Raw genomic sequence first — 22,865 nt, 5'->3', positions numbered from 1 at the left:
AAATATGGCGGATGCCGTCAGGTCCCTGTCCGCCCGCTGCGGACCTGGTACCGGGGAAGGTGCACCAGGGCTGTTGAGCGGACAGAGGCCTCACGGCATCCGGGTGGGCTTCCCCCTCGACGCGCGGGCGGCGAACCTCTTCGTCCCCCGACGACGAAGGTGCACCGCGACCGCACGCCTAGAAGACGCCCGGCAGTACTTCCTCTCGAGCCTTCGCGTAGCTGTCTTCGTGTTCCTCCAGGTAGCCCTGCCACGCTTGGGCGTCCCAGATCTCCAGCCTGGTGATCGCCCCGATCACCACGCACTCCTTGCTGAGCCCCGCGTAGCGGCGGAGCTCGGACGCGATCGTGATGCGCCCCTGGCCGTCCGGCCGTTGCTCGTCCGTCCCGGCGAACAGGTAGCGCTGGTAGGCCCGAACCGCCTCGTTCGTGAACGGGGCTTCGGCGACCTTGCGCGCCATCTGCTCGAACTCGGCGCGGGGGAAGACGAAGAGGCAGTGGTCCTGCCCCTTGGTGAGCATCAGCCCGCCGGCCAAGGCGTCGCGGAACTTCGCGGGCAGCGCGAGCCGCCCCTTGTCGTCCAGCTTCGGGGTGTGGGTGCCGAGGAACACGGCCTCCACCTCCCTACCGCACCCGGTGGCGAACCACCGTCTACGGCTCCAGGGCTTCCCTTCCGCCCCACTGGCCACCACCGTACCCCACTTTTCACCACAGTCAACGCGAGAAACCGGCGGCTCACTCCGTCGTGTGGTCCGTTTGCGCAGGTCAACGAGGTGGGGGCAGGTGGGGGCCGTAGTGGGGGGCGGTGGCCAAGATCCCCCTCGGCGGGGGCCGGAGCAACCTCAGCTGTTCCCCATGCGTCCGCATAACGGCCGCGAAGGAACCCTGGGGGCCTCGGGTGGGGCGCCGTGGGGGCCCCGAGTGGGGTCCGGTGGGGACCCCGGGTGGGTCCTCGTGGGGAGGCTGGTGGGGTCCGGTGGGGCCAGCCCGCAAAGCACCGCCCGCTGCCCAAAGGTCTTGAATGAGTCATTCAGGACCTCCGAAGACCTGAATGAGTCATTCAAGACCTTTGGCCGGGCAAGCGAGTTGTCCACAGGTACCTCCAGTGACGGCCAGTAGTCCACAGATTGCGGAATGCACTGTCGGTCGACCCGGGTCAGCGCGACGATCTCCGGGTGAGCAGACAAACCTGGGCACGAGACGCGGAGGCACTCTTCGCGGCGAGCAAACTGGGCGTCATCACCGTGGCGCACCTGGAGTCCCTCGGCGTACCCCAGCGGACGAGTTATCGGCGGTGCCTTCCCGGGCGGCCGTGGCAGAGGCTCCTCCCCGGCGTGGTCCTGCTGCGCACCGGCGAGCCGACACGCCGGCAGCTGCTCGAAGGCGCGCTCCTCTATTGCGGCGAGCAGGCGCTGATCACAGGCTTGGAGTCCTGCCGGCGCCAAGGGCTGCGGCGCCCGGCTCGGCCGGGCGAACCGGTCCACCTCCTCCTGCCTGCCCATCTGAAGACCACCAGCAGCGGGTACGTCCTTGTCGAACGGACGACACGGATGCCCGCCGCGATCCCGGTCGACGGCCTGCCTCTGGTCCCCGTGGTCCGGTCGGTGCTCGACGAATGCCGCCGGTTGACCGACCGCGGGGCGGTCCGGGCCTTGCTGGCCGAGGCCGTGCAGCAGCTGAAGATCGACCCGGTCGATCTCTCGACCGAGCTGGAGAACGGCAGCACCAGGGGTAGCGCTCTGCCACGCTCGGCGCTGCGGGAAATCACTCGCGGCGCACGGTCGGCCGCCGAAGCCGACGCCTTGGCCCTGCCGCGCCGCGCCGGCTTGCCCGAGCCGGTGTGGAACTTCGAACTCCGCGATGAGCGGGGCCGGTACGTCGCCACCCCGGACGCGTGGTGGGACGACGTGGCCCTGGCCTGGGAGATCGACTCGTACGAGTTCCACTTCGAACAGCCCGGGTACGCCGCGACACTCGCTCGCAACAACCGCTACGCCGCAGCCGGTGTCTCAGTAGTGCAGACGGTGCCGAGCAAACTCCGCGCCGACCCCGACGCGGTCATCGCCGAGTTGGTCGCCGCCTATCGTGCCGCGGCGATCCGGCCCCGTCCCCCGGTCCGGCTGGCGTCTTGAATGACTCATTCAGGTCTTCGGAGGTCCTGAATGACTCATTCAAGACGCGGGTCAGTCCTCCGGAGTGAGGAGGGACGCCACGCGGGTCGCCAGGCGGGCGCTGTCCACCGGGGTCACGTTCACCCAGTCCTGCCCACCCCGCCCCGCGGTCTTCGTCGCGCAGTACGCCCCCACATCCGTGTCGAACCACGACAACCCGCCCACCCGCGAAACCCGCCCCGACGGCGCCCGGCGGCTCACGCTGAACGACCCCGCCGAGTACACCGGGCGCGCCTGGATCGCCAGCACCTCCCGCAGCTGAGCCGACGAAGCCGCCGAAGCAGCTCCACGGGACGAGAACACTGGGTCCTCCACCGAGCCAGCCAGCGCCGACGCCGGCAGGCTGACCCCATACCCCGGCCCCGCCGTCAGCTCCGGCAGGACGTCGATGATCGCCGTGCAGAGCTCGGCGTCGCGGATGGCCGCCAGTGCGATCGTCTGCTCCGGCTGGGTCGCCAGCACGCCGCGGCGGCCACGCACCCCCGTCACCGCGCGGAACGGGGCGGAAGCCGTCATGTCCACCATCGCCTCGCACGCGACGAACACCTCCGCCGAGGCGAGCAGCGAGAGGCGCTCCGCCAGGGCGGGCTCCAGCGCGGAGCCGTCGTACAGCCCGCGTTCGGCCAGGTTGTCGTACACCGCCTTGCGGACCTCGGCGCGTTCCTCCTCCGTGCTCCCCACGCTGCGCACGCTCAGCGGCTCCGGCGGGCGGTCGTGGCCGAGGTCGGTCCAGAGGATGTCGAACGCCGAGGCCGAGACGCGGATCAAGCCTGCCCCAGCGGCGGCGCGGCGGGGAACGTCTCGGCCGGGACGTGGCCGCGCAGGGCCGCGTCGCGGGTGCGGAGGACGTCGATCGCCTTCTGGCGGGCAGCCTCCGCCTCGGCGCGGCGGGCCGCCAGCTCGTCGGACAGCCCCGCCATGGCGAGCAGGTTCCCGGACGACGCCGCGTCCCGGATCATCGACGCCGGGTCGTAGTCCACCGGCGGCGGCATGTCGGCGCGGGCCCGCGCCGCCGCGTCCGCCTGCGCGCCGACCGCCCGGCCGACCGACGCCGAGACGGCGGCGGAGTGCGAAAGCCACCCCGCGGCCCGGCCGAGCGCGGCCCGCGCTGCGTCGCCCCCGCCTCCCTGCCATTGCTCCTGCGAAGACGTGATCAGCCCGGCCAGCTCGGCCGTCGATTCCTGCAGCCGTTTCGCCAGCCCGTCCCAGCGCGCGCCCACCTCGCCCGCGGCGACCGGGTCGTTGCCCGCCTCGACCTCCGCGGCCATGGCCTCGTGGCTGTAGGACTCGTACCGCGCGGTGGGGACGGGCGGTTCGGCGTCGGGCACGGCGCACCTCTCGTGGTCAGGGCAGTTTCGGTTCGACCAGCCCGGCCACCGTGCCCGCGCGGCGGCACGCGAGCGGGGTGTCCGAAAAGCCGGTGTTGCTGACGTCGATCTGGACGCTGGCCGCGTCGCCGACCCCGAGCAGCACGGCGCAGGTGCCGTCGGCGGCCTTCTTGTCCATCACCTTCAGCGCGGGGTGGCTGCCGACCGTCGTCTTGGTCGCCGTCTTCTTCGCGACTTCGAGGTCGGCCAGGCCGTCGGTCTCGCTGAGGGTCACGGTGACGCCGAAGGTGCCGGGCACGGTCCAGTCGCACGCGCGGGCGCCCGCGATCTCCTTGGGCTTGCCGGGCACGCTCACCCCGGCGGCCGAGCGGTCCTGGGGAGTGAGCAGCGTGCAGGGGTCCATCGCGGCCAGGCCGGTCCACGCGACGGGCGGCGGCGCGGCCGGGGCGGTGGCGTGCGCCGTGGCGTGCCCGGCGCCCGGCTCGGCGGCCGGTGGCTGCCCGCACCCGGCGGCCAGGACGAGGAGGGCCACGGCCCCCAGCGGTCGGATCCGGTCAGCCACCCGTGCAGTCCACCCCGTCCGCTGCCTGCTCGTCGGCGTGCTGGTACTTCGCCAGCGCCTGCGAGATCCGGTGCTTGAGCGTGTCGAGCTCCTTGCCGAACGCCGTCAGCTGCTGCACGGCCGAGCCCTGGCCGCCGATGCCGTATTCGGCCATGAACTTGCCGAGCTCACCCGCGTACCCGCCGCCGAGCGGGACCGTCCGCCCGAGCACCTTGGCTTCGCGGACCATCTCGCCGACGACATCCTGCAGCTGGCCGAGCTTCGCGTAGGCGTCCGCGGCCAGCTCGGGCGCGACCGCGAAGCCACGCAAGTCGAACGGCGGTTGCGCTCGCACCTCGCTCATAAGCGGATACGCCTCTCGGTAGCCGGGCGACCTCGAAACGCAGCATACGACAGAGCGGGGCGTCAGCGGGAGCACCCAGAATCGGGTGACAACACACCCGATCGGGGTATCGTCCCTGCTTGCGCAGTGTCATCAACCGCAGTACCGGGCGTGCTTTCCCCGGGTTCGCGGGGTTCCGGCCCCTGGTTCGCCCGGGTTTGACACACTGGGTGGAAGGCTGGTCGCTGCGCGCGGACAGCAGCGATGGGGGCTTCGGCCCGGCGGTGCGCACAGTGCGCGCGGCCACGCGCCACCAGGAGGTCGAGTGACGTCGAGAATCCAGTCTGCGGCGCCCGGATCGGGCGAGCAGGCATCCGGACGGCCGCCTTATCCGGCGGAGTCCACGGGCAACGGCCGCCCCGCCGGCCGCCCCGGCAGAGTGTCACTGGACGAGCTCCACGAAACCGCCCGGCGGATCGCCGCGAACGTGGAACGCGTGCTGGTCGGCAAGCCCGACGTCATCCGGATCGCGCTGGTCACCCTGCTAGCCGAGGGCCACCTCCTGGTCGAAGACGTGCCCGGCGTCGGGAAGACGTCGCTGGCCAAGGCGCTCGCCCGGTCGATCGACTGCACGGTCAGCCGCATCCAGTTCACCCCGGACCTGCTGCCCAGCGACGTCACCGGCGTCTCCATCTACAACCGCCAGTCCGGCGAGTTCGACTTCCGCCCCGGCCCGGTGTTCGCGAACATCGTGGTGGGCGACGAGATCAACCGCGCCTCGCCGAAGACGCAGTCGGCGCTGCTGGAGTGCATGGAAGAGCACCAGGTCACCGTCGACACCTCGACCTACCACCTCGAGCAGCCGTTCATGGTGATCGCCACCCAGAACCCGATCGAGATGGAAGGCACCTACGCCCTCCCCGAGGCCCAGCGCGACCGGTTCACCGCGCGCGTCTCCATCGGCTACCCCGACCAGCAGGCCGAGCTCGCGATGGTCGACGAGCACGCCGGCCACAACCCCCTCGAAGAGCTGCAGCCGGTGTCCGACGGCGAGACCGTGCACCGCCTGATCGAGACGGTCCGCCACGTGCACATGGCGCCGGAGGTCCGCCGGTACGCCGTCGACGTCGTCGCGGCCACCCGGCAGGTCCCGGAGATCCGGCTCGGTGCGTCCCCGCGGGCGACGCTGCACCTCGTCCGCGCGGCGCGGGCGCAGGCGGCGCTGTCGGGCCGCGACTACGTCGTGCCGGACGACCTGCACACGGTCGCGGTCCCCGTCCTGGCGCACCGCCTGGTGCTGACCACCGAGGCCCACGCGGCGCGGCGGTCGGCGACCGACGTCGTGCGCGCGGTGCTGCACCGGGTGCCGGTGCCGCAGGGCTCCCGGCCCTAGCTGTGACATCTGGGGCTCCGCCCCAGGTCGGGGGCTCCGCCACCCGAACCCCCGAAAAATTGTCCGGCGCGAAGGGGAAGAGAACGGCATGCTGCGTGCCCTGTCCGGCCTGACCACCCGCGGCCGCTGCCTCCTGGCCGCGGGGATCGCGGCCGCGGTGTGCTCGTTCGTGCTCAACGAGCGCGACCTGCTGCGCGTGGCGGTGTTCGTGGTGGCGCTGCCGCTGCTGGTCGCCGCGTTCATCTCGGCGACGCGGCTGCGCATCGGCGCCACCCGCGCGCTGCACCCGCAGCGGGTCGCGGTCGGCGGCAACGGCGAGGTGCAGCTGGAGCTGTGGCGCAGCGGACGGCTGCCGGCCGGCGAGATCCTCCTCGAGGACGGCGTGCCGTACGCGCTGGGTTCGCGGCCGCGGTTCGTCGTCGAGCGGCTCCCGCACGACCGCCGGGTTTCGCTGCGCTACCCGCTGCAGCCGGTGCTGCGCGGGATCCAGCAGGTCGGGCCGCTGCGCGCGACCATCACCGACCCCTTCGGGCTGTGCGAGTTCGAGCGCGAGCTGATCGGGCACTCGCGGCTGGTCGTCGTGCCGCGAGTGGTTCCGCTGTGGGGCCTGCCCAGCGGCGCCGGGATCGGCGTCGGCGACGACGGCACCGTCCGGCTGCACGCCGGGCAGGGCGAGGCCGACGTGATCGTCCGCCAGTACCGGCAGGGCGACGACCTGCGGAAGGTGCACTGGCGCTCGACCGCGCGCCGCGACGAGATCATGGTGCGCGTCGAAGAACGGCCGTGGCGCGGCGGCACCACCGTGCTGCTCGACCACCGCGCCGCCGCGCACCACGGCAGCGGCCCGGCCGCCAGCCTGGAGTGGGCGGTGTCGTTCACCGCGTCGGCCGCGCTGCACCTGCGCCGGTCCGGGCACCGCGTCCGGCTGGTCAGCGAGCACGGGATCACCCTCGCCGACACCCCGGGCGAAGGCGGCGACCACTACGACAACGTCCTGCTCGACGCGCTGGCCGCGCTGCAGCCCGCCCACCAGCGGGACATCACGCTGGCCGGCGACCCCGGCGAAGGCCAGGAGCTGATCGCCGTGCTCGGCACGGTCAGCACCGAAGCCGTCCACCAGCTGACCCAGTACCGCCCGCGCGGCATCCGCAGCCTCGCCGTCCTGCTCGACACCCCCACGTGGTCGGCCGGCGTGACCGCGCCCGAGCAGCGCGCGGCCGCCACCGAGGACTCGGCCGCGCTGCTGCGCGCGTCGGGCTGGGGCGTCGTGGTCGCCGGGCCGGGCTCGCCGATGCCGCAGGTGTGGGCCGAGCTCAGCCGCAGCGGCGCCCGCGGCCACACCCTGATCGGCGGTCAGCGATGAGCACTTCCGCACCCCCGCGCCCGGCGCACCGCCCGCCGTCCCAGCACCCGCTGTCGGCCTGGCGGAGCAGCCTGCTCGCCCCGGCCGCGGCCGGCATCGCGACGCTCTGCGCGGCGACGTCGGTGACGAGCGTCGTGGCCGGCCTGGCGTGGTTCGGCTACCTGTTCGTCGCGGTCCTGCTGATCGGCGCGACCGGGCTGGCGCTGCGCTCGCTGCAGGTGCCGACCGTCCTGGTCGGCCTCGGCCAGCTGCTGGTGCTGCTGTTCCTGATCACCGGCGCGTTCACCACGAACGGGATCCTGCAGGTGATCCCCGGCCCGGACGCGTTCGAAGAGATCGGCACGACGCTTTCGGCGGCCGCCGAACAGATCCGGACCGGGCTGCCGCCGGTCGAGGGCAGCCAGCCGATCCTGTGCCTGGTGACGATCCTGATCGGCCTGGTCGCCGTCCTGGTCGACACGCTGACGGTGGCCGCCGCGGCGCCGGCCGCGACCGGGCTCGTGCTGCTCTGCGTCTACGCGGTGCCGGCCGCGTTGAGCGAGGAAATGCTGCCCTGGTGGACGTTCCTGCTCGGCGGGGCGGCGTTCGCCGGCCTGCTGGCGGTCGACGGCAACCACCGGCACCGGCGCTGGCGGACCCGGGAAGCGCCGGGCCGCAGTGGCAAGCAGGGCGTGCTCTCCGCGCCGGTCGCGGTCGTCAGCGCGGCGATCGTGCTCGGCCTGTTCGGCGGCGCGATCACGTGGGTCGGCACGGTCGGGCGCATCCCGTTCGGGGCCAGCGGGAACGGTGCCGGCGCGGGCTCGGGCGGGTTCGGCATCCAGCCGTTCACCGAGCTGCGCGGGATGCTCGACCAGGGGTCCAACCGCGAGCTGTTCAAGGTCCGCGGCCTCGGCACCGACCGGCGGCTGCTGCGGGCGATGACGCTCGACACCTTCTACCCCAACAAGGGCTGGGGCCTGCACGACGAAGGCCGTTCGCAGCAGGGCGTCCCGGTCGGGCCGCAGCTGCCGCCCGCGCCGGGCGACGACGGCAGCGGCGCCGCGCGGAAGATCGACGTCGAGCCGGCGAGCTGGCGGGACAACTGGCTGCCGGTGTACGGCGCGCCGCGGGTGATCGACGGCTCGGGCAACGGCTACCTCTACGACCAGGTCAGCGGCACGGTGTTCACCACGCGCAGCGAGACTCCGCCGTCGTACACCGAATACGCGTCGCTGAAGGAACCGACGGCGGCCGAGCTGCGCGTGACCCCGCGCGTCGACGACCTGCCCCCGCGCTACACCGAACTCGACCGGGTCGACGACCGCGTCCGGGCGAAGACCGAGCAGCTGATCGCCGGGGCGTCGAACGACTTCGACCGCGCGTCGGCGATCTGGCGGTACTTCACGGCGCAGAACGGCTTCGTCTACGACACGAAGACCGCGCCGGCCAACGACGCGGACGCGCTGGCGGACTTCATCCTCAACGGCAAGCGCGGCTTCTGCGAGCAGTTCGCGTCGGCGATGGCCGTGATGCTGCGGGTGGCGGGCATCCCGTCGCGGGTGGCGATCGGCTTCACCCCCGGCGTCCAGGTCAACGACTACCTGTCGATCAGCACGCAGGACGCGCACGCGTGGGTGGAGGCGTACTTCGGCGACAAGGGCTGGGTGACGTTCGACCCGACCCCGCTGTCCGACGGCCGCGGCATCACACCGCCGTACCTGCAGGCCGGCCCGCAGGGCGGCAACCAGCCCGACGACACCCAGGTGGCGCCGAGCACGGTCCAGTCGAGCGCGGCGCCGACCGGCGTCCCGCGCGACACCGGGCAGAACCTGCCGACGCAGGGCCCGGAGCAGACCGACTCGGGCACGCCGGGCTGGGCCTGGGTGCTGGTGGCGGTGCTGCTCACGCTGGCGGTGCTGACGACGATGCAGGTGATCCTCGCGGGCCTGCTCTACCGGAGACGACCGGAAGCCGAGCCGGAGACCGTGCCGGCGCTGACCGGGTTCCGCGCGGTGCTGAAGAACTGGATGCCGCTCATCACCACCGCGCTGTGGGTGGCGGTGCTCGGTGTGCTGTCGTGGCTGGTGGCCTGGTGGTTCAGCCTGGTGGTCGTGCTACTGCTGGCGGGCCTGCTCGGCCCCTCGGCGGCGCGCGACGTCGGCCGGCGGCGGCGGCTGCAGGAGATCGTCGGCCACCGCCCGGGCGCGGCGGACGCGGCCTGGTCCGAGCTGCGCGCCGAATGCGCCGACCGCGGGCTCCCTATCCCCCCGAGCGACACGGTCCGCGTGGCCGGCCAGAAGCTGGCCGCGAAGCACCACTTGGACGACGAGGGGCGCGAAGGCCTCCGCACGGTCATCGGCGTGGTGGAGCGGTCCTGGTACGGCGGCGAGGGCGAAGGCGACCCGCGGCTGCCGGCGGCGTTCGACCACCTGCGGCGGAGCCTGCACCGCAACGCGCCGCTGTCCTGGAAGGGACGGCTCTTCCCGAAGTCCCTGTTCCGCAACCGGGACTGAGGGACCCGGCTACCTGAAGTGTCAGGGTCCCGGCAAAGTCGGGTCGGTACGGTCCCCGCACCGCTGCGCCGGCGTCTTGAATGACTCATTCAGGACCTCCGAAGACCTGAATGAGTCATTCAAGACGTGGGGCGAGCGGGTCACCGGCGGCGGGGTGGCCTGGCCACGCGACTTTGCCGGGCCCCGGCGCGGTTGCCAGCTCACCCGATCGGGGGTCACCCGCTGTCACAGCTGCGGGTGACCCGCCGAGCAAGGTCGGAGAGCACACAAGAAGATCCGCGTCCTGCCTGGTGGCGGGACGCGGATCTCGTGGTCTTGCGGCGCTACTGCTCTTCGAAGCGCTGGCGGAAGCGCTCTTCCATCCGCTGGGTGAAGGAACTGCGACGCCCTGGTTGCTTGCCACCCCGGGAGCCCGATCCACCGCCCTTGCCGTCTCCGTCGGCGGCGTGCCGAATCGATGTGACGGCCAACATGACCCCGAAGAACATCACGAGGAACCCGAGCACGCTGATCAGCGGGATGTCGGCCACCCGGAACTGCGGCACCACCACGCCCAGCACCAGCAGGGCCACGCCCACTACGAACAGGGCGATGCCCTGAATACGCCGTCGGCGAGCGGGGCGACGCAACCGGGTGCCACGCACCGTGGATGCGAACTTGGGGTCCTCGGCATAGAGCTCGCGCTCGATTTGATCGAGCAGCCGCTGCTCATGCTCGGAGAGTGGCATCTTTCCTCCTCCGGCACAGCTGTCGCGGGCGCCGGGCCGCGCAACGTCCTGGACCCAACAGCCAACCCCAGGCGGGGTGGCACTGTCCAGGATACGAGGCCCGCGCCCGCACGACTACCCGATCCCGCATCCAGAAGGGATCGAATTGGGCTAAATCCCGCCCGGCGGGCGTTGCGGACGGTCACCGTGGCCCATTGTGACCGGTTGACGGCCTGCGCGGCGATGTGGGGGACGATGGACGAGCGGAAGATCACCTTCCGTACACACCCGGTAGAGGGGGTCCGGTGGGCCGTCTCGCGGCGGGTGGGATGCGGTCGCCACCGGGTGACGGGAGTCGCCGCACTGCGCACGCCGGGTGCGGATCAACGGCCGACAAGTGGGCGGGCGCAACCGCCGCAGGACGTCAGCGAACAGGCTGCCCGGGGCCCTCGTGCTTCGCGATGCCAAGACCGCCGGCCGACCAGCGGACAGCCAACCGCACTCGGTCACCCGCGTGACTCCTCCACCAGCACCCTCACCGATCCCGCGGCGCCAGCAGCGACGCCGGCCGCACGGCCGCCGACCCGAACTTCGACCTCGCCACGTCCGCCGCCACCTCCGCGTCGCGCCAGCGTGGGGCCGGTGAGTCGAACACCAGCTGCTCCCCCACCTCCCCCGTGTCCAGCCCCTCCACCCGGACCCCGATCAGCCGGACCGCGCCCGTCGGCGCGTGCTCCGCCAGCAGCGCCACCGCCACCGCGTGGATCTCCCGCGCCACATCCGTCGCCGACATCAGCGTGCGGGCGCGCGTGATCGTCCGGAAATCCGCGAACCGCACCTTGATCGAGACCGTCCGCCCGCGGACGCCCCGCGCCCGCAGCGTCGCCCCCACCCGGGACGCCAAGCGCAGCAGCTCCAGGCCCAGCTCGGCGCGGTCGTGGCGGTCGACGTCGAAGGTGTGCTCGGCGCCGATCGACTTTTCCGGGGAGTCGACCACCACCGAGCGCTCGTCGACGCCGTGCGCCAGCCGGTACAGGTGCTCGCCGACCGCCGTTCCCAAGGACTTCTTCAAGCGCTCCGGGGGAAACGCCGCCACGTCCGCGATCGTGTCGAGGCCGAGACGCCTCAGGTGTTCTTCGGTCCGGGCGCCGACGCCCCACAAGGCCGAGACCGGCAGCGGGTGCAGGAAGTCCAGGGTCTCCGCCGCGGGGACGACGACCATGCCGTCCGGCTTCGCCATGCCCGAAGCGAGCTTCGCCACGAACTTGACCTTCGCCACCCCGACCGAGCAGGTGATCCCGTGCTCGGCCGCGACCCGCGCGCGGATCTGCGCGCCCAGCGAAGCCGGCGTAGCGCCCAGGCGGCGCAGCGCCCCGCTGACGTCCAGGAACGCCTCGTCCAGGCTCAGCGGCTCGACCAGCGGTGTCAGCTCGCGGAAGATCCCCATCACCCCGCGCGAGACCTCGCCGTAGAGGCCCGAGGTCGGCGGGATGTTGATCAGGTGCGGGCAGAGCCGCTTGGCGGTCGAGAACGGCATCGCCGACCGGACGCCGAACTTGCGCGCCGGGTAGTTCGCCGCCGCCACGACCGCGCGGGGGCCGCCGCCCGAGACCACGACCGGTTTGTCCGCCAGCTCGGGGCGGGTGCGCAGCTCGACCGACACGAAGAACGCGTCCATGTCGACGTGCAGCAGCCCGCAGCCGGCGTCGTCCGGCACCGGCTCTCCCGGCCGGACGCGGAACCGGGCCATCCCGCCCGGCAGTTCAGCATTTCGCCCCACGCCGGCCGACGCTACCGGCCACCACCGACAATTCCGGGAACCCGCCGGTCAGGCCGGGGGCCGCGCCACGGCGTGCAGGCGGCCCGCGATCTCGCGCAGCGCCGGGGTGGCCGCCGCCGCGCGCTCGAAGTCCGCCAGTTCCTCCTCGCGAACGTCGCCGGGCACCAGGTCCGAGATCACCCGGTCGCCCTGCAGCAGCGTCACGTCCAGGCCGGCCGCCTCGAGCCCGGCGCGCAGGCCGTCCGCGGAGAACCGGCGCAGCACCGTGTCACCCGCGACGACCCCGTCCGCGCTCTCGAGCAGCTGCCGGGCCTCGCCGACGCGGCCGGCCAGCGCCCGGTGCAGGACCGCCGCGTGGCGGTTGGCCACCAGCACCGACACCGCGCCGCCCGGCGCGACCGCCGTGGCCAGCGCCGCCAGCACCGCCGCCGGGTCGTCGACGATCTCCAGCAGGCCGTGCGCCAGCACCAGGTCGGCCGAGCCGGCCTCGACGTGCCTGCCCAGCGCGTCGGAGTCGTCCGCGATCACCGTGATCAGGTCGGAGACGCCCTCTTCCTCGGCGCGCCGCTGCAGCGTGGCCAGCGCGTTCGGGCTCGGCTCGACGACCGTCACCCGGCAGCCCGCCGCCGCGAACGGCACCGCCCAGCCGCCGCTGCCGCCGCCCACGTCGACGACGCGGGGGTGCTCGACGCCCCGGGCGCGGGCGGCCTTCAGCTCGGCCTCGAGCACCCGGCGGACGGCGCCCGAACCCCGGGCGGCCACGGTCTCCGTCTTCATGCCGCACAGGGTAGTGCCCGCCCCCGCCCGCCTCCCCGGCTCCTCCCTTCGAGTGAACGGCCCTTGCCCGACGGCGCGCCTCGCCCGCACCCGTAGGCTGGTCGTCGTGCACACGGTCGCCGTACTCAGCCTCAAGGGAGGCGTCGGCAAGACGACGGTCGCTCTCGGTATCGCGTCCGCCGCCTTGCGTAGGGGCACGCGGACGCTGGTGGTCGACCTCGACCCGCAGGGCAACGCCACCACCTCGCTCGACCCGCCGTTCACCGACGCGACCCTCGCGGACGTGCTCGAGACCCCGACCCGGGAGATGCTCGAACGCGCGATCGCGCCCAGCGTCTGGAGCGAGGACGTCGACGTCCTCGTCGGCTCCGAAGACCTGGAGCTGCTCAACGACCCCGAGGCCGACAGCGAGCGGCTCGCGAACTTCTCCCGCGCGCTCGACGAGCTGCACCGCGAGCCGCTGGGCGAGCTGCCCTACGAGCTGGTGATCCTGGACTGCCCGCCGTCGCTGGGCCGGCTGACGAAATCGGCGCTGGTCGCCGCGGACAGCGCGCTCATCGTGACCGAGCCCACGATGTACGCCGTCGCCGGCGCGCACCGGGCGCTGGAGGCGATCGAGAAGATCAGCAAGGACCTCAACCCCCGGCTGCGCCCGATCGGCGTGCTGGTGAACAAGCTGCGCGTGCGGTCCTACGAGCACCAGTACCGGATCGCCGAGCTGCGCGAGAACTTCGGTTCGCTGGTGATGCCGACGGCGATCACCGACCGCCTCGCGGTGCAGCAGGCCCAGGGCGCGTGCAGCCCGATCCACGAATGGCACTCCCCCGGTGCCCAGGAGATCGCGCTGACGTTCAACATGGTGTTGGCGAAGATCCTGCGCTCGAACCGGGCGGGCCGGCACCGCGTCGCCGGCGAGGAGCCCGAGGGGCCGGACTGGCCCGAAGGCCCGGCACCGGAGACGCCCGAGGCACCGGCCGAGGTGTCCGAATCGGCGGGGTGAGCCGTGCCCGAAGGTGACACCGTCTACCTCGTCGGGAAGCGCTTCGACCGGGCCCTGGCCGGGAAGACGTTGCTGCGCGGGGAGTTCCGCGTGCCCCAGCTGGCCACTGTGGACCTCGCCGGACGCGAGGTGCTCGGCGTCGGCACGGTCGGCAAGCACCTCTTCACGCGCTTCTCCGGTGATCTGACGCTCCACTCGCACCTGATGATGGACGGCATGTGGGACGTCTACCCGGCCGGCGGGAAGTGGCGGCGCCCCGGGCACCACGCCCGCGTGCTGCTCACCGCCGCCGACGTCCAGGTGATCGGCTTCCGCGTGCACGACCTCAAACTCGTTGCCACGCCGAAGGAACACGACCTCGTCGCCCACCTCGGCCCGGACCTGCTCGATCCACAGTGGTCGGCCGGGCACGCGGAGCGCGCGGTCGCGAACCTGACCGCCGATCCGGACCGCGAACTCGGGCTCGCGCTGCTCGACCAGCGGATCATGGCCGGCGTCGGGAACCTCTACAAGTGCGAGATCGCCTTCCTGCTCGGCGTCACGCCGTGGGTTCCGGTGTCCGAAGTGGACGCCACGACGACGGTCGCGCTGGCGCGCAAGCTGTTGCTGGCCAACGCCCGCTCCGGCCGCTTCGACCAGAGCACCACCGGCCACCTCGACCGCAACCGGAAGAACTGGGTCTACGAGCGCACCCGCCAGGGCTGCTTCCGCTGCGGCGGACGGCTCCTGGTCCGCCAGCAGGGCCACGACGTCCAGCGGCGCCCGACCTGGTTCTGCCCGAAGGACCAGGCCGGGCCGTACCCGCCGCAGTAGACTCGGGCCCGTGACGACGTTCAAGCTCCCGCTCTACGGGACCGACACCGAACGCGGCGACCTCGCTCCCTGAGCCGCGCCCGGCACTCCGTCACCCACCCCACCCGCTCAGGGAGCTTCGTCATGCCCGAAATCCTGACCGGGCCGGCGTTGCGCGCCTTCGCGCACGCGCTGCCCAAGGTCGAACTGCACGTCCACCTGGTCGGCTCGGCGAGCCTGCCGACCGTCCTCGAACTGGCCCGGCGGCGCCCGGCCGCCGGCGTCCCCACCGACGAGCGCGAGCTCGCGGAGTTCTTCACCTTCCGCGACTTCGCCCACTTCCTCACCGTCTACCTCGCGGTCACGTCGCTGGTGCGCGACCGCCACGACGTCCGCACGCTGGTGACCGGGCTGGCCGCCGACCTCGCCGCGCAGAACTGCCGCTACGCCGAGGTCACCGTGACGCCGTACAACCACGTGCTCGACGGCGTGCCCGGCGACGAACTCCTGGCCGGGCTGGAGACCGGCCGGGCCCGCGCCGCCGAACTGGGCGTGGAACTGGCCTGGTGCTTCGACATTCCGGGCGAAAAGGGCGTGCGCGCCGGACGGGAGACGCTCGTGTTCGCGCTGCGCGAACGCCCCGAAGGCTTGGTGTCCTTCGGGCTCGGCGGCCCCGAACTCGGGGTGGGCCGCGCACAGTTCGAGCCGTTCTTCACGCGGGCGCGGGAAGCCGGGCTGCACAGCGTCCCGCACGCGGGCGAAACCACCGGCCCGGCCACGATCTGGTCCGCGCTGCACGACCTCGGCGCCGAGCGGATCGGCCACGGCACCAGCTGCGTGGCCGACCCGGCGCTGCTGGAACACCTTGCGGCGCACCGGATCCCGCTCGAGGTGTGCCCGACGTCGAACGTGCGGACCGGGCAGGTCGGCAGTGTCGCCGCGCACCCGGTGCGGCGCATGCTCGACCACGGCGTCGTCGTCACGCTCAACACCGACGACCCACCGATGTTCGGCGCCACGCTGACCGGCGAGTACGTCGCCGTCGCCGAAGCGCTCGGGCTCACCGCGGCCGAACTGGCCCGGCTCGCGGAGAACGCCGTGGCCGCGTCCTTCCTCGACGAGCGGCGCAAAGCCGGTCTGCGGAGTGAGATCGCGAAAATGACATTGCCGGACCCCGGGAACTTCGCCTAGCGTGGCAGTACACGAGAGAGGAGGTGGTCCAAAGTTGTATTCCAACAGGACTCGTGAGGTGGCTGTCCGCTAGCGGATGGCACGTGGAGGACTTTGAGCAGCGCTACAGCTGAGCCACCTTCTGGCTCATCGCCTGCTCCACGTGATGCCTGATAGCGAATACCAGGCAGTCACCGTGCCCCCGGGGTTCCCGAGCACCAGTCCGGCTCGGGCTCAAGCGTTTGACGGCGCTTGAGAGACACCCCGGGGGTTCCTTACATTGCTCATCTGTGCAGGTCATGCCACCCGGCGTCGCAGGACGACCGTCCGGCGATCAGCGTTTCGCCGTTCTGTCCCCCGGACGGCTGAAGGTCGCTAGCCTGGACGCATGCTCAGGCCCGACTACCCGATCACCACGGATCGGCTGCTCCTGCGCCCGTTCACGCCCGGCGACCTCGACGCGCTGAACTCCTTCCAGTCCCGCGCCGACGTCGCCCGTTACCTCTACTGGGGCCCGCGCAGCCGCGCCGAATCGGCCGCCGCGCTGGCGAAGCGCGTCCACAGCTCGACGCTGACGAAAGAAGGGCAATTCCTGGCCGTGGCGGTCGAACTGGCCGCGACCGGGCAGCTGATCGGCGACCTGAACCTCGAGTGGCTCAGCAGCGAGCACCGCCAGGGCGAGATCGGGTTCGTCTTCCACCCGGACCACCACGGCAAGGGCCTGGCCGCGGAAGCCACCACGGAACTGCTCCGGCTGGGCTTCGAAGACCTGGGGCTGCACCGCGTGATCGGCCGGTGCGACGGCCGCAACACCGCCTCCGCCGCGCTGATGGAACGCCTCGGGATGCGCCGGGAAGCGCACCTGAAGGAAAACGAGATCGTCAAGGGCGAGTGGACCGACGAGCTGATCTACGCGATGCTCGAAGACGAGTGGAAGGACCTCCGGGCCGCCGGCGCGTAGTGGCCGCTTTCACGTGAAAGTGGCGCTCCGGTCGCGGGCCGCCGGCGGTTTGGCAGCATGGGGGCGTGTTCTTCGACAAGATCGTGCGCCCGGCGCTGTACCGGCTGTCCTACCACGACCCCGAGCTGGTGCACGAGCGCACGATCGGCGTCCTCGCGCGGCTCGGCAAGGTCGCGCCCGCGCTCGGCGGCGCCCTGCGCGTCGACGACCCGGTGACGGTGCTGGGCCTGCGCTTCCCCAACCGCGTCGGCCTGGCCGCCGGGATGGACAAGAACGGCCGCGCGCTGCCCGCGTGGGCCGCGCTGGGTTTCGGGTTCGTCGAGGTCGGCACGGTGACGCGGCTGGCGCAGCCGGGCAACCCGAAGCCGCGGCTGTTCAGCCTCCCCGCGAGCGACGCGGTGATCAACCGCATGGGCTTCAACAACGACGGCGCCGAAGCACTCGCGGCCAAGCTGGCCCGCGACGGCAAACCCGGTGTCCCGCTGGGGATCAGCATCGGCAAGTCGAAGGTCACGCCGCTCGAAGACGCCGTCGAGGACTACCGGTTCTCGCTGCGGGCGCTGTACCCGTACGCGGACTACTTCGCGATCAACGTCAGCTCCCCGAACACGCCGGGGCTGCGGCAGCTGCAGGACCGCGCCGCGCTCGCCGAGCTGCTCGGCGAGCTGCGGTCGACGTCCGCGGAGCTGGCCGGTGCGGGCACGCCGACGCCGCTGCTGGTGAAGGTCGCGCCCGACCTGACCGACGACGCGCTGGGCGAACTCCTGGAGGTCGCGGTCGAGCACGGCGTCGCCGGGATCATCGCGACGAACACGACGCTGTCCCGCGACGGCATCGCGGCCGCGGAGAGCGGCCTGGCCGGACAGGCGGGAGGGCTGTCCGGCCGGCCACTGACCGCCCGCGCGGCCGAGGTCGTGCGGTTCGTGCACGAGCACACCGGCGGGAACCTGCCGATCATCGGCGTCGGCGGCGTCCTGGGCCCGGACGACGCGATCCGGCTGGTGGACGCCGGTGCGTCGCTCGTGCAGCTCTACACGGGGTTCGCGCTGCACGGGCCGGGCCTGGTGCGCCGCGTCAGCCGGGGGCTCGCAAACCGGCGGTAGAGGCGAACCGGACGTACCCGCGCCAGGACTCGTAGCGGTCCAGCCGGGGCCCGTCGGCGGCCAGGCAGCGGACGGCGAGCGGGGCGGTGCCGTCGTCCAGCTCGACGCGGTCGAGCACGAAGGGTTCCTTGAGGGCGGCGGCGAACCGTTCGAAGGCGGCCGGGGACAGCCGCCAGCGTTCGCCGTCGAGCACGGCGCCGCCCGCCAGCACGCCGGGCTGCGGCGGCTCGGTGGGCAGGAGCACCATCCGGTAGCCCTCGATGGTCCGGACCGGTCCGCCGAACCGGGCGCCCAGCGCGGTCAGCTCCGCGTTGAGCGGCTGCCCGCGCAGGTGCGCGCCGAACACGACGATGTCCTCGCCCGGCTCGGGGTACGGCGTCATCGGCTCGTCCGTGCAGACGGTCGCCAGGTCGAGGGCGATCTGGTCCTCGAACGCCCGCGTCAGGAAGGTGACGCCGAAGGGGCGGCGGTCGCCCGGCAGCACCGGGACGGACACCGAGGCCACGTCGAGGAGGTTCGCGAACGCCGTGCAGGCGGCCAGGCGGTGGCCCACGCCGGCCGGGTCGGCCAGCGCTTCGGCGATCCCGGGGTGCTCCGGCACGGTGGGCACGACGAGGGCGTCGAACCCGTCGAACCCGGGCTCCCGCGCGGAGACCGGGGTGAGCACGGCCCCCGCCGCCGTCAGCCGGGCGACGACGGTCTCGAGCGCCAGGCCCGCCGCTTCGCCGAGGGGCAGGTCGGCCGGGTAGCCGAGCCGCGGGTGCTCGCCGGCCCCGAGGCGGACGTCGGCGGGCCAGGACCGCTCGCCACCGGTCATCAGGGTGAGGGCGCGGTGGGCGGCGACCAGGCCGTTGGAGTACACGGAGATACCGTCGGCGGCGGGCAGCAGGCCGCGCGTCGGCTTCACGGCGGCGACGGCGTTCAGCGCCGCGGGGACGGCTCCCCCGGTGCTCAGTGCCAGGTCGACGATGCCCAGCGCGACGGCGACGGCCGCGCCGTTCCCGCCGGCCTTGGTGCGGTCCCAGGCGCCGGAAACCATGGCGGCCCCGGTCTTGCCGAGCACGATGGAACCCGCTGCGGTGAGCCGGGCGACGACCGCTGCGCTGGTTTCCGGGACGCCGTGCCCGGACGGCTGCCCGGCGACGTCGATCAGGTCCGGCACGGCGAGGACGGTGCCCGCCAGCGGCAGGGTTTCCCCGGCTTTGACCCGCTCGTCGACGGCCTTGGCGTCGACGAGGACGTCTTCGACGGCCCGGAGGGTGGTCCAGATCTCGGGGCGGCCGGCTTCGGAGATGCGCTCGAAGGCGGCGATGACGCGGTGCGATGCGGTGGGCGGGGTGACCGGGACGGGGTCCGGGTCCGGCGGGAGCGTGTTCACGGGGCGTCCTTTCCTCGGCGGGTCGAGAAAGTCCACTGTGTACGGTCGGCGCCGGCGAACCTCAGTCCACGGCGGGCCTCCCGGCGAGTGACACCTCTGCATGCATGACAGAAACGTTAGATCGCGGACGTTTCCGTCGCGATCAGTTTCCGATTACGCGCTTGTTTCGGCACCAAGAGGTGAACAGGGGGCGACGCCGGGGTGAAACGCACGATCACGCACGCGGGGTGACAACGGGGCCGGATGGCGGGATCGCGGCCCTCGGATGGCCGAGCCGGGTACCCGGATGGCGCAACGAAGCCGGATTTCGCGTGAGGGAGCGGAAATCGCGGGACTCGACCCGCGGCACGACGGAATCGGACGGTCAGGACAGCTCGCGCAGCGCCATCGCCAGCCCCGCCAGGCGGTCCGTCGCGTCGGTGAGGTCCTGCTTCGACGTCACCAAGCCGTCGCTGGACGCGGCGACCGTGTGGCCCGCCGCGGCGACCAGGCCGCGGTAGCCCTCGATGCCGTCGTCGAGCTGTTCGCGGAGCTTGCCGACCGCGGCGTCCAGCGCGGCCTTCTCGCGCGCCGGCGCGGAGTCGCGGCCGCGCTCGATCGCCTGGATGCGGGCGGCCAGGCCGCGCAGTGCCGCGGCCGCGTCGCTCGCTGTCTGCCGGGCGTCCGCGACCGACACCTCGGCCACCGGGACCGTGCCCACCGGGGACGGCACCGAAAGCTGGCGCAGCAGCTCGCCCAGCGACGCCTCGCACTCGGCGAGCCGTTCCATGGGTTCGCGAGCCGCCGAGCGGGCGGGTGGCAGCGGCGGCGGTCCGGCCGGCGCCGCCGGGATCGGCGTGCGCTTCAGCTCACGCAGCTTGAGGCCGGACCGGACGCTGAACGTACCGAAGATGACGACCCCGGCGAACGCCGTGATCGCCTGCGGCATCATCGCGGCACCGGTGGGGCTGATCCAGCCCACGGCGGCCGCCACGGTGACGACGCCGCACAGGATCGTGAGGAGGATCCACAGCGTCAGGGCTTTCGCCGTCCGGCGCTTGCGGCGTTCGAGCTTCGCGGCCGGGTGGTTCCAGCGGTCCCACTTGGCCCTGGCCTCGGCGAACGCCGGGACCTGGCTGGCCATCGACGAGAGCGAGGCCGTCATGTCCGGCCGCCGCACGGGTGGCCGTTGCAGCGGGTTGGGGCGCGGGGACTTCCCGCCGGCCTGCTCGGCCGGCGGGAAGTACTTCTGCACCTTCTGGAGCTTCTCCTGGGCGCGCACGGCGTAGTCGGGCAGCTTCTCGATGTGCTTCTCCAGCTTGGCGCTCAGTTCGCCGAAGTCGCGCCGCCTGCCCTGCTGCCCCATGCTCGCCCCTTAGCCCTGCCGGCCGCGTCAGGCCGGGTTCTTGCCCTGTTCGGCCTGGACGCGCGCCTGGATCTCGCGCTGGATGTCGGCCGAGCTGCTCGCCGGCTTCTGGGCCGCCGCGCCGCCGTCGGTCACCTGCGCGACCGAGTCACCGTGCATCGACGCGCGGATCTGCTGCAGCCGCGACTGGCCGGCCAGCTGCGTGGTGGAGGCCTGGACCTCCATCATGCGCCCCTGGACCGAGTTCTGCGCCAGCTCCGCCGAGCCCAGCGCCGTGGTGTAGCGCTTCTCGATCTTGTCGCGGACCTCTTCCAGCGACGGCGTGTTGCCCGGCGCGGCCAGCTGGCTCATCTGGTTCAGCGAAGCGGAGACCTGCTCCTGCATCTTCGCCTGCTCCAGCTGCGAGAGCAGCTTCGTGCGCTCGGCCAGCTTCTGCTGCAGCATCTGCGAGTTGCGCTCCACGGCCTTCTTGGCCTGGGCCGCCGCCTGCAGCGACTGGTCGTGCAGCGTCTTCAGGTCCTCGATGTTCTGCTCGGCCGTGACGAGCTGCGTCGCGAAGCTCTCCGCGGCGTTCTCGAACTCGACGGCCTTCTGCTCGTCACCCTTGCTGCGGGCCTCGTCCGCGAGGACCAGCGCCTGCCGGGTGGACGCCTGCAGCTTTTCGACGTCGCCGAGCTGCCGGTTGAGCTTCATCTCCAGCTGCCGCTGGTTGCCGATCACGGAGGCGGCCTGCTGCGTCAGCGCCTGGTGGTTGCGCTGCGCCTCCTCGATGGCCTGCTGGATCTGTACCTTCGGGTCGGCGTGTTCGTCGATCTTCGACGAGAACGCCGCCATCATGTACTTCCAGAACTTCACGAACGGGTTGGCCATCTCCTCCGCCTGCCTTCTTGCGTCCCACGGGCCTTGAGTACTCGGGGTGGGGCGTCGCTCCCCTGCTTCTGCAACGCACCGACCCCGGCGTTGGGTTCCATCGTGTCAGGTCGGCCACGTCCGTTCCAGGCGACCCGGCCGAATTCAGGGATCGCCCTGATCACCCCGAGTAGGCAACGCGAACGGCCCCGGGCGGGTTGCCCGGGGCCGTCGACAATTTTTCGGGGGTTCGGGGGCTTGCCCCCGGCGGGGTCTGGGGCTCGGCCCCAGAGGGCACAGCGAGCGGGCCTCGGCGAGCGCGTTCCGCGAGCACACCGGGCCCACCCCCGAGCTCAGGCGGCGATCGTCGAGGCCAGCTTGGGCTGGCCGATCGTCGTCCGCAATGTCGTGTTCATCCTCGGTGCCGGGGAAACCCGCAGGTCGGCGAGGTCGTTCCCGATCAGCTCGGACATCAGGCGGCCGCCTTCGATCCCGGCCGCCGAGGCCTCGGCACCCCGCTTTTCCCGGGGCGCGCCTTCCACGATCCGCTCGTCGACCGGTGCGACCTCGACGTTGTCGAGGGCCGAAACGTCCGCCGCCACGTTGTGCAGCAGTTCGCCGAGCGGAAGGTCCAGGGCCTGGCAGATGGACGCGAGCAGTTCGCTCGACGCCTCCTTCTGGCCCCGTTCCACCTCCGAGAGGTAGCCGAGGCTGACCCTGGCGGCGCGGGAGATGTCGCGCAGCGTACGACGCTGGTTGGTGCGGGCATGACGGAGCCGATCACCGATCGCCTCACGCAACAGCACGGTCATCACGCGCCTCCCTTCCGTACAAGTACCCCCTACGTTACCCAGAGCGGTGCCCTGGGCGCAGGAGTTGGTGTGCCAGTACGCCAAGGGCGAACGCCCGATTCACGTCAGATGTTCCCCGAGCAGGGCAAACGCGGCTTGGACCGATCGGGTCCTGATCAAGTCGCGATCCCCGCTCAAGCCCAGCGTACGGACTGTGCGTGTTCCCGGCCCGGCCAGCCCGACGTGCACGGTGCCGGGCTCGACCCCGTCCTGTGCCGATGGACCCGCCACGCCGGTGAGCCCGAGGCCCCAGGTCGATCCGCACCGGTCGCGGGCGCCTTCGGCCAGCTGGGCGGCGACCTCCGGGTGGACGGCGCCGTGCTCGGCCAGCAGGTCCGCGGCCACCCCGGCCAGGGCGGTCTTCAGCTCGGTGGCGTAGACCACGAGACCACCGCGCAGGACGGCGCTCGCTCCCGGCACCGTCGCGAGGGTCGCGCAGACCAGCCCCGCGGTCAGCGACTCGGCCGCGGCCACGGTCTCGCCGCGCGCGGTCAGGGCCGCGACCAGCTCCCGCGCCTCCAC

The 22,865-nt window shown here is 72.4% G+C and carries 22 protein-coding genes; 9 read left to right on the top strand and 13 right to left on the bottom strand.

The window, feature by feature from the left end; genetic code table 11:
* Positions 1-178: 178 nt before the first annotated feature.
* Positions 179-610 (bottom strand): division/cell wall cluster transcriptional repressor MraZ, encoded by a 432-nt coding sequence (gene mraZ, locus H4696_RS48605; RefSeq protein WP_125314530.1) that lies wholly within the window; start codon positions 608-610, stop codon positions 179-181.
* Between the two features lie 564 nt (positions 611-1,174).
* On the opposite strand from mraZ, the gene H4696_RS48600 reads away from it, so the two are divergent.
* Positions 1,175-2,131 carry a hypothetical protein gene (locus H4696_RS48600; RefSeq protein ID WP_086865691.1) on the top strand — a complete coding sequence of 319 codons (957 nt, stop codon included), beginning with the start codon at positions 1,175-1,177 and terminating at the stop codon, positions 2,129-2,131.
* 51 nt (positions 2,132-2,182) lie between these two features.
* Here H4696_RS48600 and H4696_RS48595 read toward each other — a convergent pair whose 3' ends face one another.
* From H4696_RS48595 to H4696_RS48580, 4 genes are all read right to left on the bottom strand, one after another.
* Entirely contained in the window at positions 2,183-2,938 is a 756-nt protein-coding gene (locus H4696_RS48595) for an ESX secretion-associated protein EspG (protein ID WP_192782959.1), read from the bottom strand.
* Positions 2,935-3,438: a PPE domain-containing protein gene (locus H4696_RS48590; RefSeq protein ID WP_086863912.1), complete on the bottom strand. Its 504-nt coding sequence runs from the start codon at positions 3,436-3,438 to the stop codon at positions 2,935-2,937. Before H4696_RS48590 ends, H4696_RS48595 begins: the two co-directional genes overlap by 4 nt.
* A 76-nt stretch (positions 3,439-3,514) precedes the next feature.
* Positions 3,515-4,060 (bottom strand): DUF3558 family protein, encoded by a 546-nt coding sequence (locus tag H4696_RS48585; protein ID WP_192782958.1) that lies wholly within the window; start codon positions 4,058-4,060, stop codon positions 3,515-3,517.
* The gene (locus H4696_RS48580; RefSeq protein WP_086863791.1) at positions 4,053-4,403 is read right to left on the bottom strand and encodes a hypothetical protein; all 351 of its coding nucleotides are present in this window, start codon (positions 4,401-4,403) and stop codon (positions 4,053-4,055) included. The genes H4696_RS48585 and H4696_RS48580 overlap by 8 nt, the downstream gene beginning before the upstream one ends.
* Positions 4,404-4,821: 418 nt before the next feature.
* Between H4696_RS48580 and H4696_RS48575 the strand changes: the two genes are divergently transcribed.
* The 3 genes from H4696_RS48575 (at position 4,822) to H4696_RS48565 (ending at position 9,630) form a co-directional block, all read left to right on the top strand.
* Complete coding sequence (locus H4696_RS48575) at positions 4,822-5,775, top strand: AAA family ATPase (protein WP_086863790.1); 954 nt, start codon at positions 4,822-4,824, stop codon at positions 5,773-5,775.
* Between the two features lie 88 nt (positions 5,776-5,863).
* Positions 5,864-7,138 (top strand): DUF58 domain-containing protein, encoded by a 1,275-nt coding sequence (locus H4696_RS48570; RefSeq protein WP_086863789.1) that lies wholly within the window; start codon positions 5,864-5,866, stop codon positions 7,136-7,138.
* Positions 7,135-9,630 (top strand): transglutaminase TgpA family protein, encoded by a 2,496-nt coding sequence (locus tag H4696_RS48565; protein WP_086863788.1) that lies wholly within the window; start codon positions 7,135-7,137, stop codon positions 9,628-9,630. Before H4696_RS48570 ends, H4696_RS48565 begins: the two co-directional genes overlap by 4 nt.
* Before the next feature lie 323 nt (positions 9,631-9,953).
* On the opposite strand, the gene H4696_RS48560 is transcribed toward H4696_RS48565, so the two are convergent.
* From H4696_RS48560 to H4696_RS48550, 3 genes are all read right to left on the bottom strand, one after another.
* On the bottom strand, positions 9,954-10,358 hold the full coding sequence (locus H4696_RS48560; protein ID WP_086863787.1) for a DUF3040 domain-containing protein: 405 nt from the start codon (positions 10,356-10,358) through the stop codon (positions 9,954-9,956).
* 514 nt (positions 10,359-10,872) lie between these two features.
* The gene (gene dinB, locus H4696_RS48555) at positions 10,873-12,087 is read right to left on the bottom strand and encodes a DNA polymerase IV (RefSeq protein WP_192783145.1); all 1,215 of its coding nucleotides are present in this window, start codon (positions 12,085-12,087) and stop codon (positions 10,873-10,875) included.
* Positions 12,088-12,165: 78 nt separating this feature from the next.
* The gene (locus tag H4696_RS48550; protein WP_086859307.1) at positions 12,166-12,894 is read right to left on the bottom strand and encodes a methyltransferase domain-containing protein; all 729 of its coding nucleotides are present in this window, start codon (positions 12,892-12,894) and stop codon (positions 12,166-12,168) included.
* A gap of 106 nt (positions 12,895-13,000) precedes the next feature.
* Here H4696_RS48550 and H4696_RS48545 point away from each other — a divergent pair, with 106 nt between their 5' ends.
* From H4696_RS48545 to H4696_RS48525, 5 genes are all read left to right on the top strand, one after another.
* Positions 13,001-13,894, top strand: a complete 894-nt coding sequence (locus H4696_RS48545) for a ParA family protein (protein ID WP_086859305.1) — start codon at positions 13,001-13,003, stop codon at positions 13,892-13,894.
* Positions 13,895-13,897: 3 nt separating this feature from the next.
* On the top strand, positions 13,898-14,707 hold the full coding sequence (locus H4696_RS48540) for a DNA-formamidopyrimidine glycosylase family protein (protein WP_086859303.1): 810 nt from the start codon (positions 13,898-13,900) through the stop codon (positions 14,705-14,707).
* A 123-nt stretch (positions 14,708-14,830) separates the two neighbouring features.
* On the top strand, positions 14,831-15,877 hold the full coding sequence (gene add, locus H4696_RS48535; RefSeq protein WP_086859301.1) for an adenosine deaminase: 1,047 nt from the start codon (positions 14,831-14,833) through the stop codon (positions 15,875-15,877).
* Positions 15,878-16,244: 367 nt separating this feature from the next.
* Entirely contained in the window at positions 16,245-16,817 is a 573-nt protein-coding gene (locus H4696_RS48530) for a GNAT family N-acetyltransferase (protein ID WP_086859299.1), read from the top strand.
* Between the two features lie 65 nt (positions 16,818-16,882).
* Complete coding sequence (locus tag H4696_RS48525; protein ID WP_086859297.1) at positions 16,883-17,920, top strand: quinone-dependent dihydroorotate dehydrogenase; 1,038 nt, start codon at positions 16,883-16,885, stop codon at positions 17,918-17,920.
* Here H4696_RS48525 and H4696_RS48520 read toward each other — a convergent pair.
* The 5 genes from H4696_RS48520 to H4696_RS48500 form a co-directional block, all read right to left on the bottom strand.
* Entirely contained in the window at positions 17,892-19,298 is a 1,407-nt protein-coding gene (locus H4696_RS48520) for an allophanate hydrolase-related protein (protein ID WP_086859295.1), read from the bottom strand. The genes H4696_RS48525 and H4696_RS48520 overlap by 29 nt on opposite strands.
* A 364-nt stretch (positions 19,299-19,662) precedes the next feature.
* A complete protein-coding gene (pspM, locus tag H4696_RS48515; RefSeq protein ID WP_086859293.1) occupies positions 19,663-20,643 on the bottom strand; it encodes a phage shock envelope stress response protein PspM in 981 nt (326 codons plus the stop codon).
* A 27-nt stretch (positions 20,644-20,670) separates the two neighbouring features.
* Entirely contained in the window at positions 20,671-21,513 is an 843-nt protein-coding gene (locus H4696_RS48510; RefSeq protein ID WP_086859291.1) for a PspA/IM30 family protein, read from the bottom strand.
* 332 nt (positions 21,514-21,845) lie between these two features.
* The gene (locus H4696_RS48505) at positions 21,846-22,304 is read right to left on the bottom strand and encodes a helix-turn-helix domain-containing protein (protein WP_043785204.1); all 459 of its coding nucleotides are present in this window, start codon (positions 22,302-22,304) and stop codon (positions 21,846-21,848) included.
* 99 nt (positions 22,305-22,403) lie between these two features.
* Entirely contained in the window at positions 22,404-22,865 is a 462-nt protein-coding gene (locus H4696_RS48500) for a CinA family protein (RefSeq protein ID WP_086859290.1), read from the bottom strand.

The sequence above is a fragment of the Amycolatopsis lexingtonensis genome (genome assembly GCF_014873755.1).
Classification (GTDB): domain Bacteria; phylum Actinomycetota; class Actinomycetes; order Mycobacteriales; family Pseudonocardiaceae; genus Amycolatopsis; species Amycolatopsis lexingtonensis.
The sequence above is the reverse complement of the archived record's forward strand: the minus strand, read 5'-3'. Positions and strand labels throughout refer to the sequence as shown.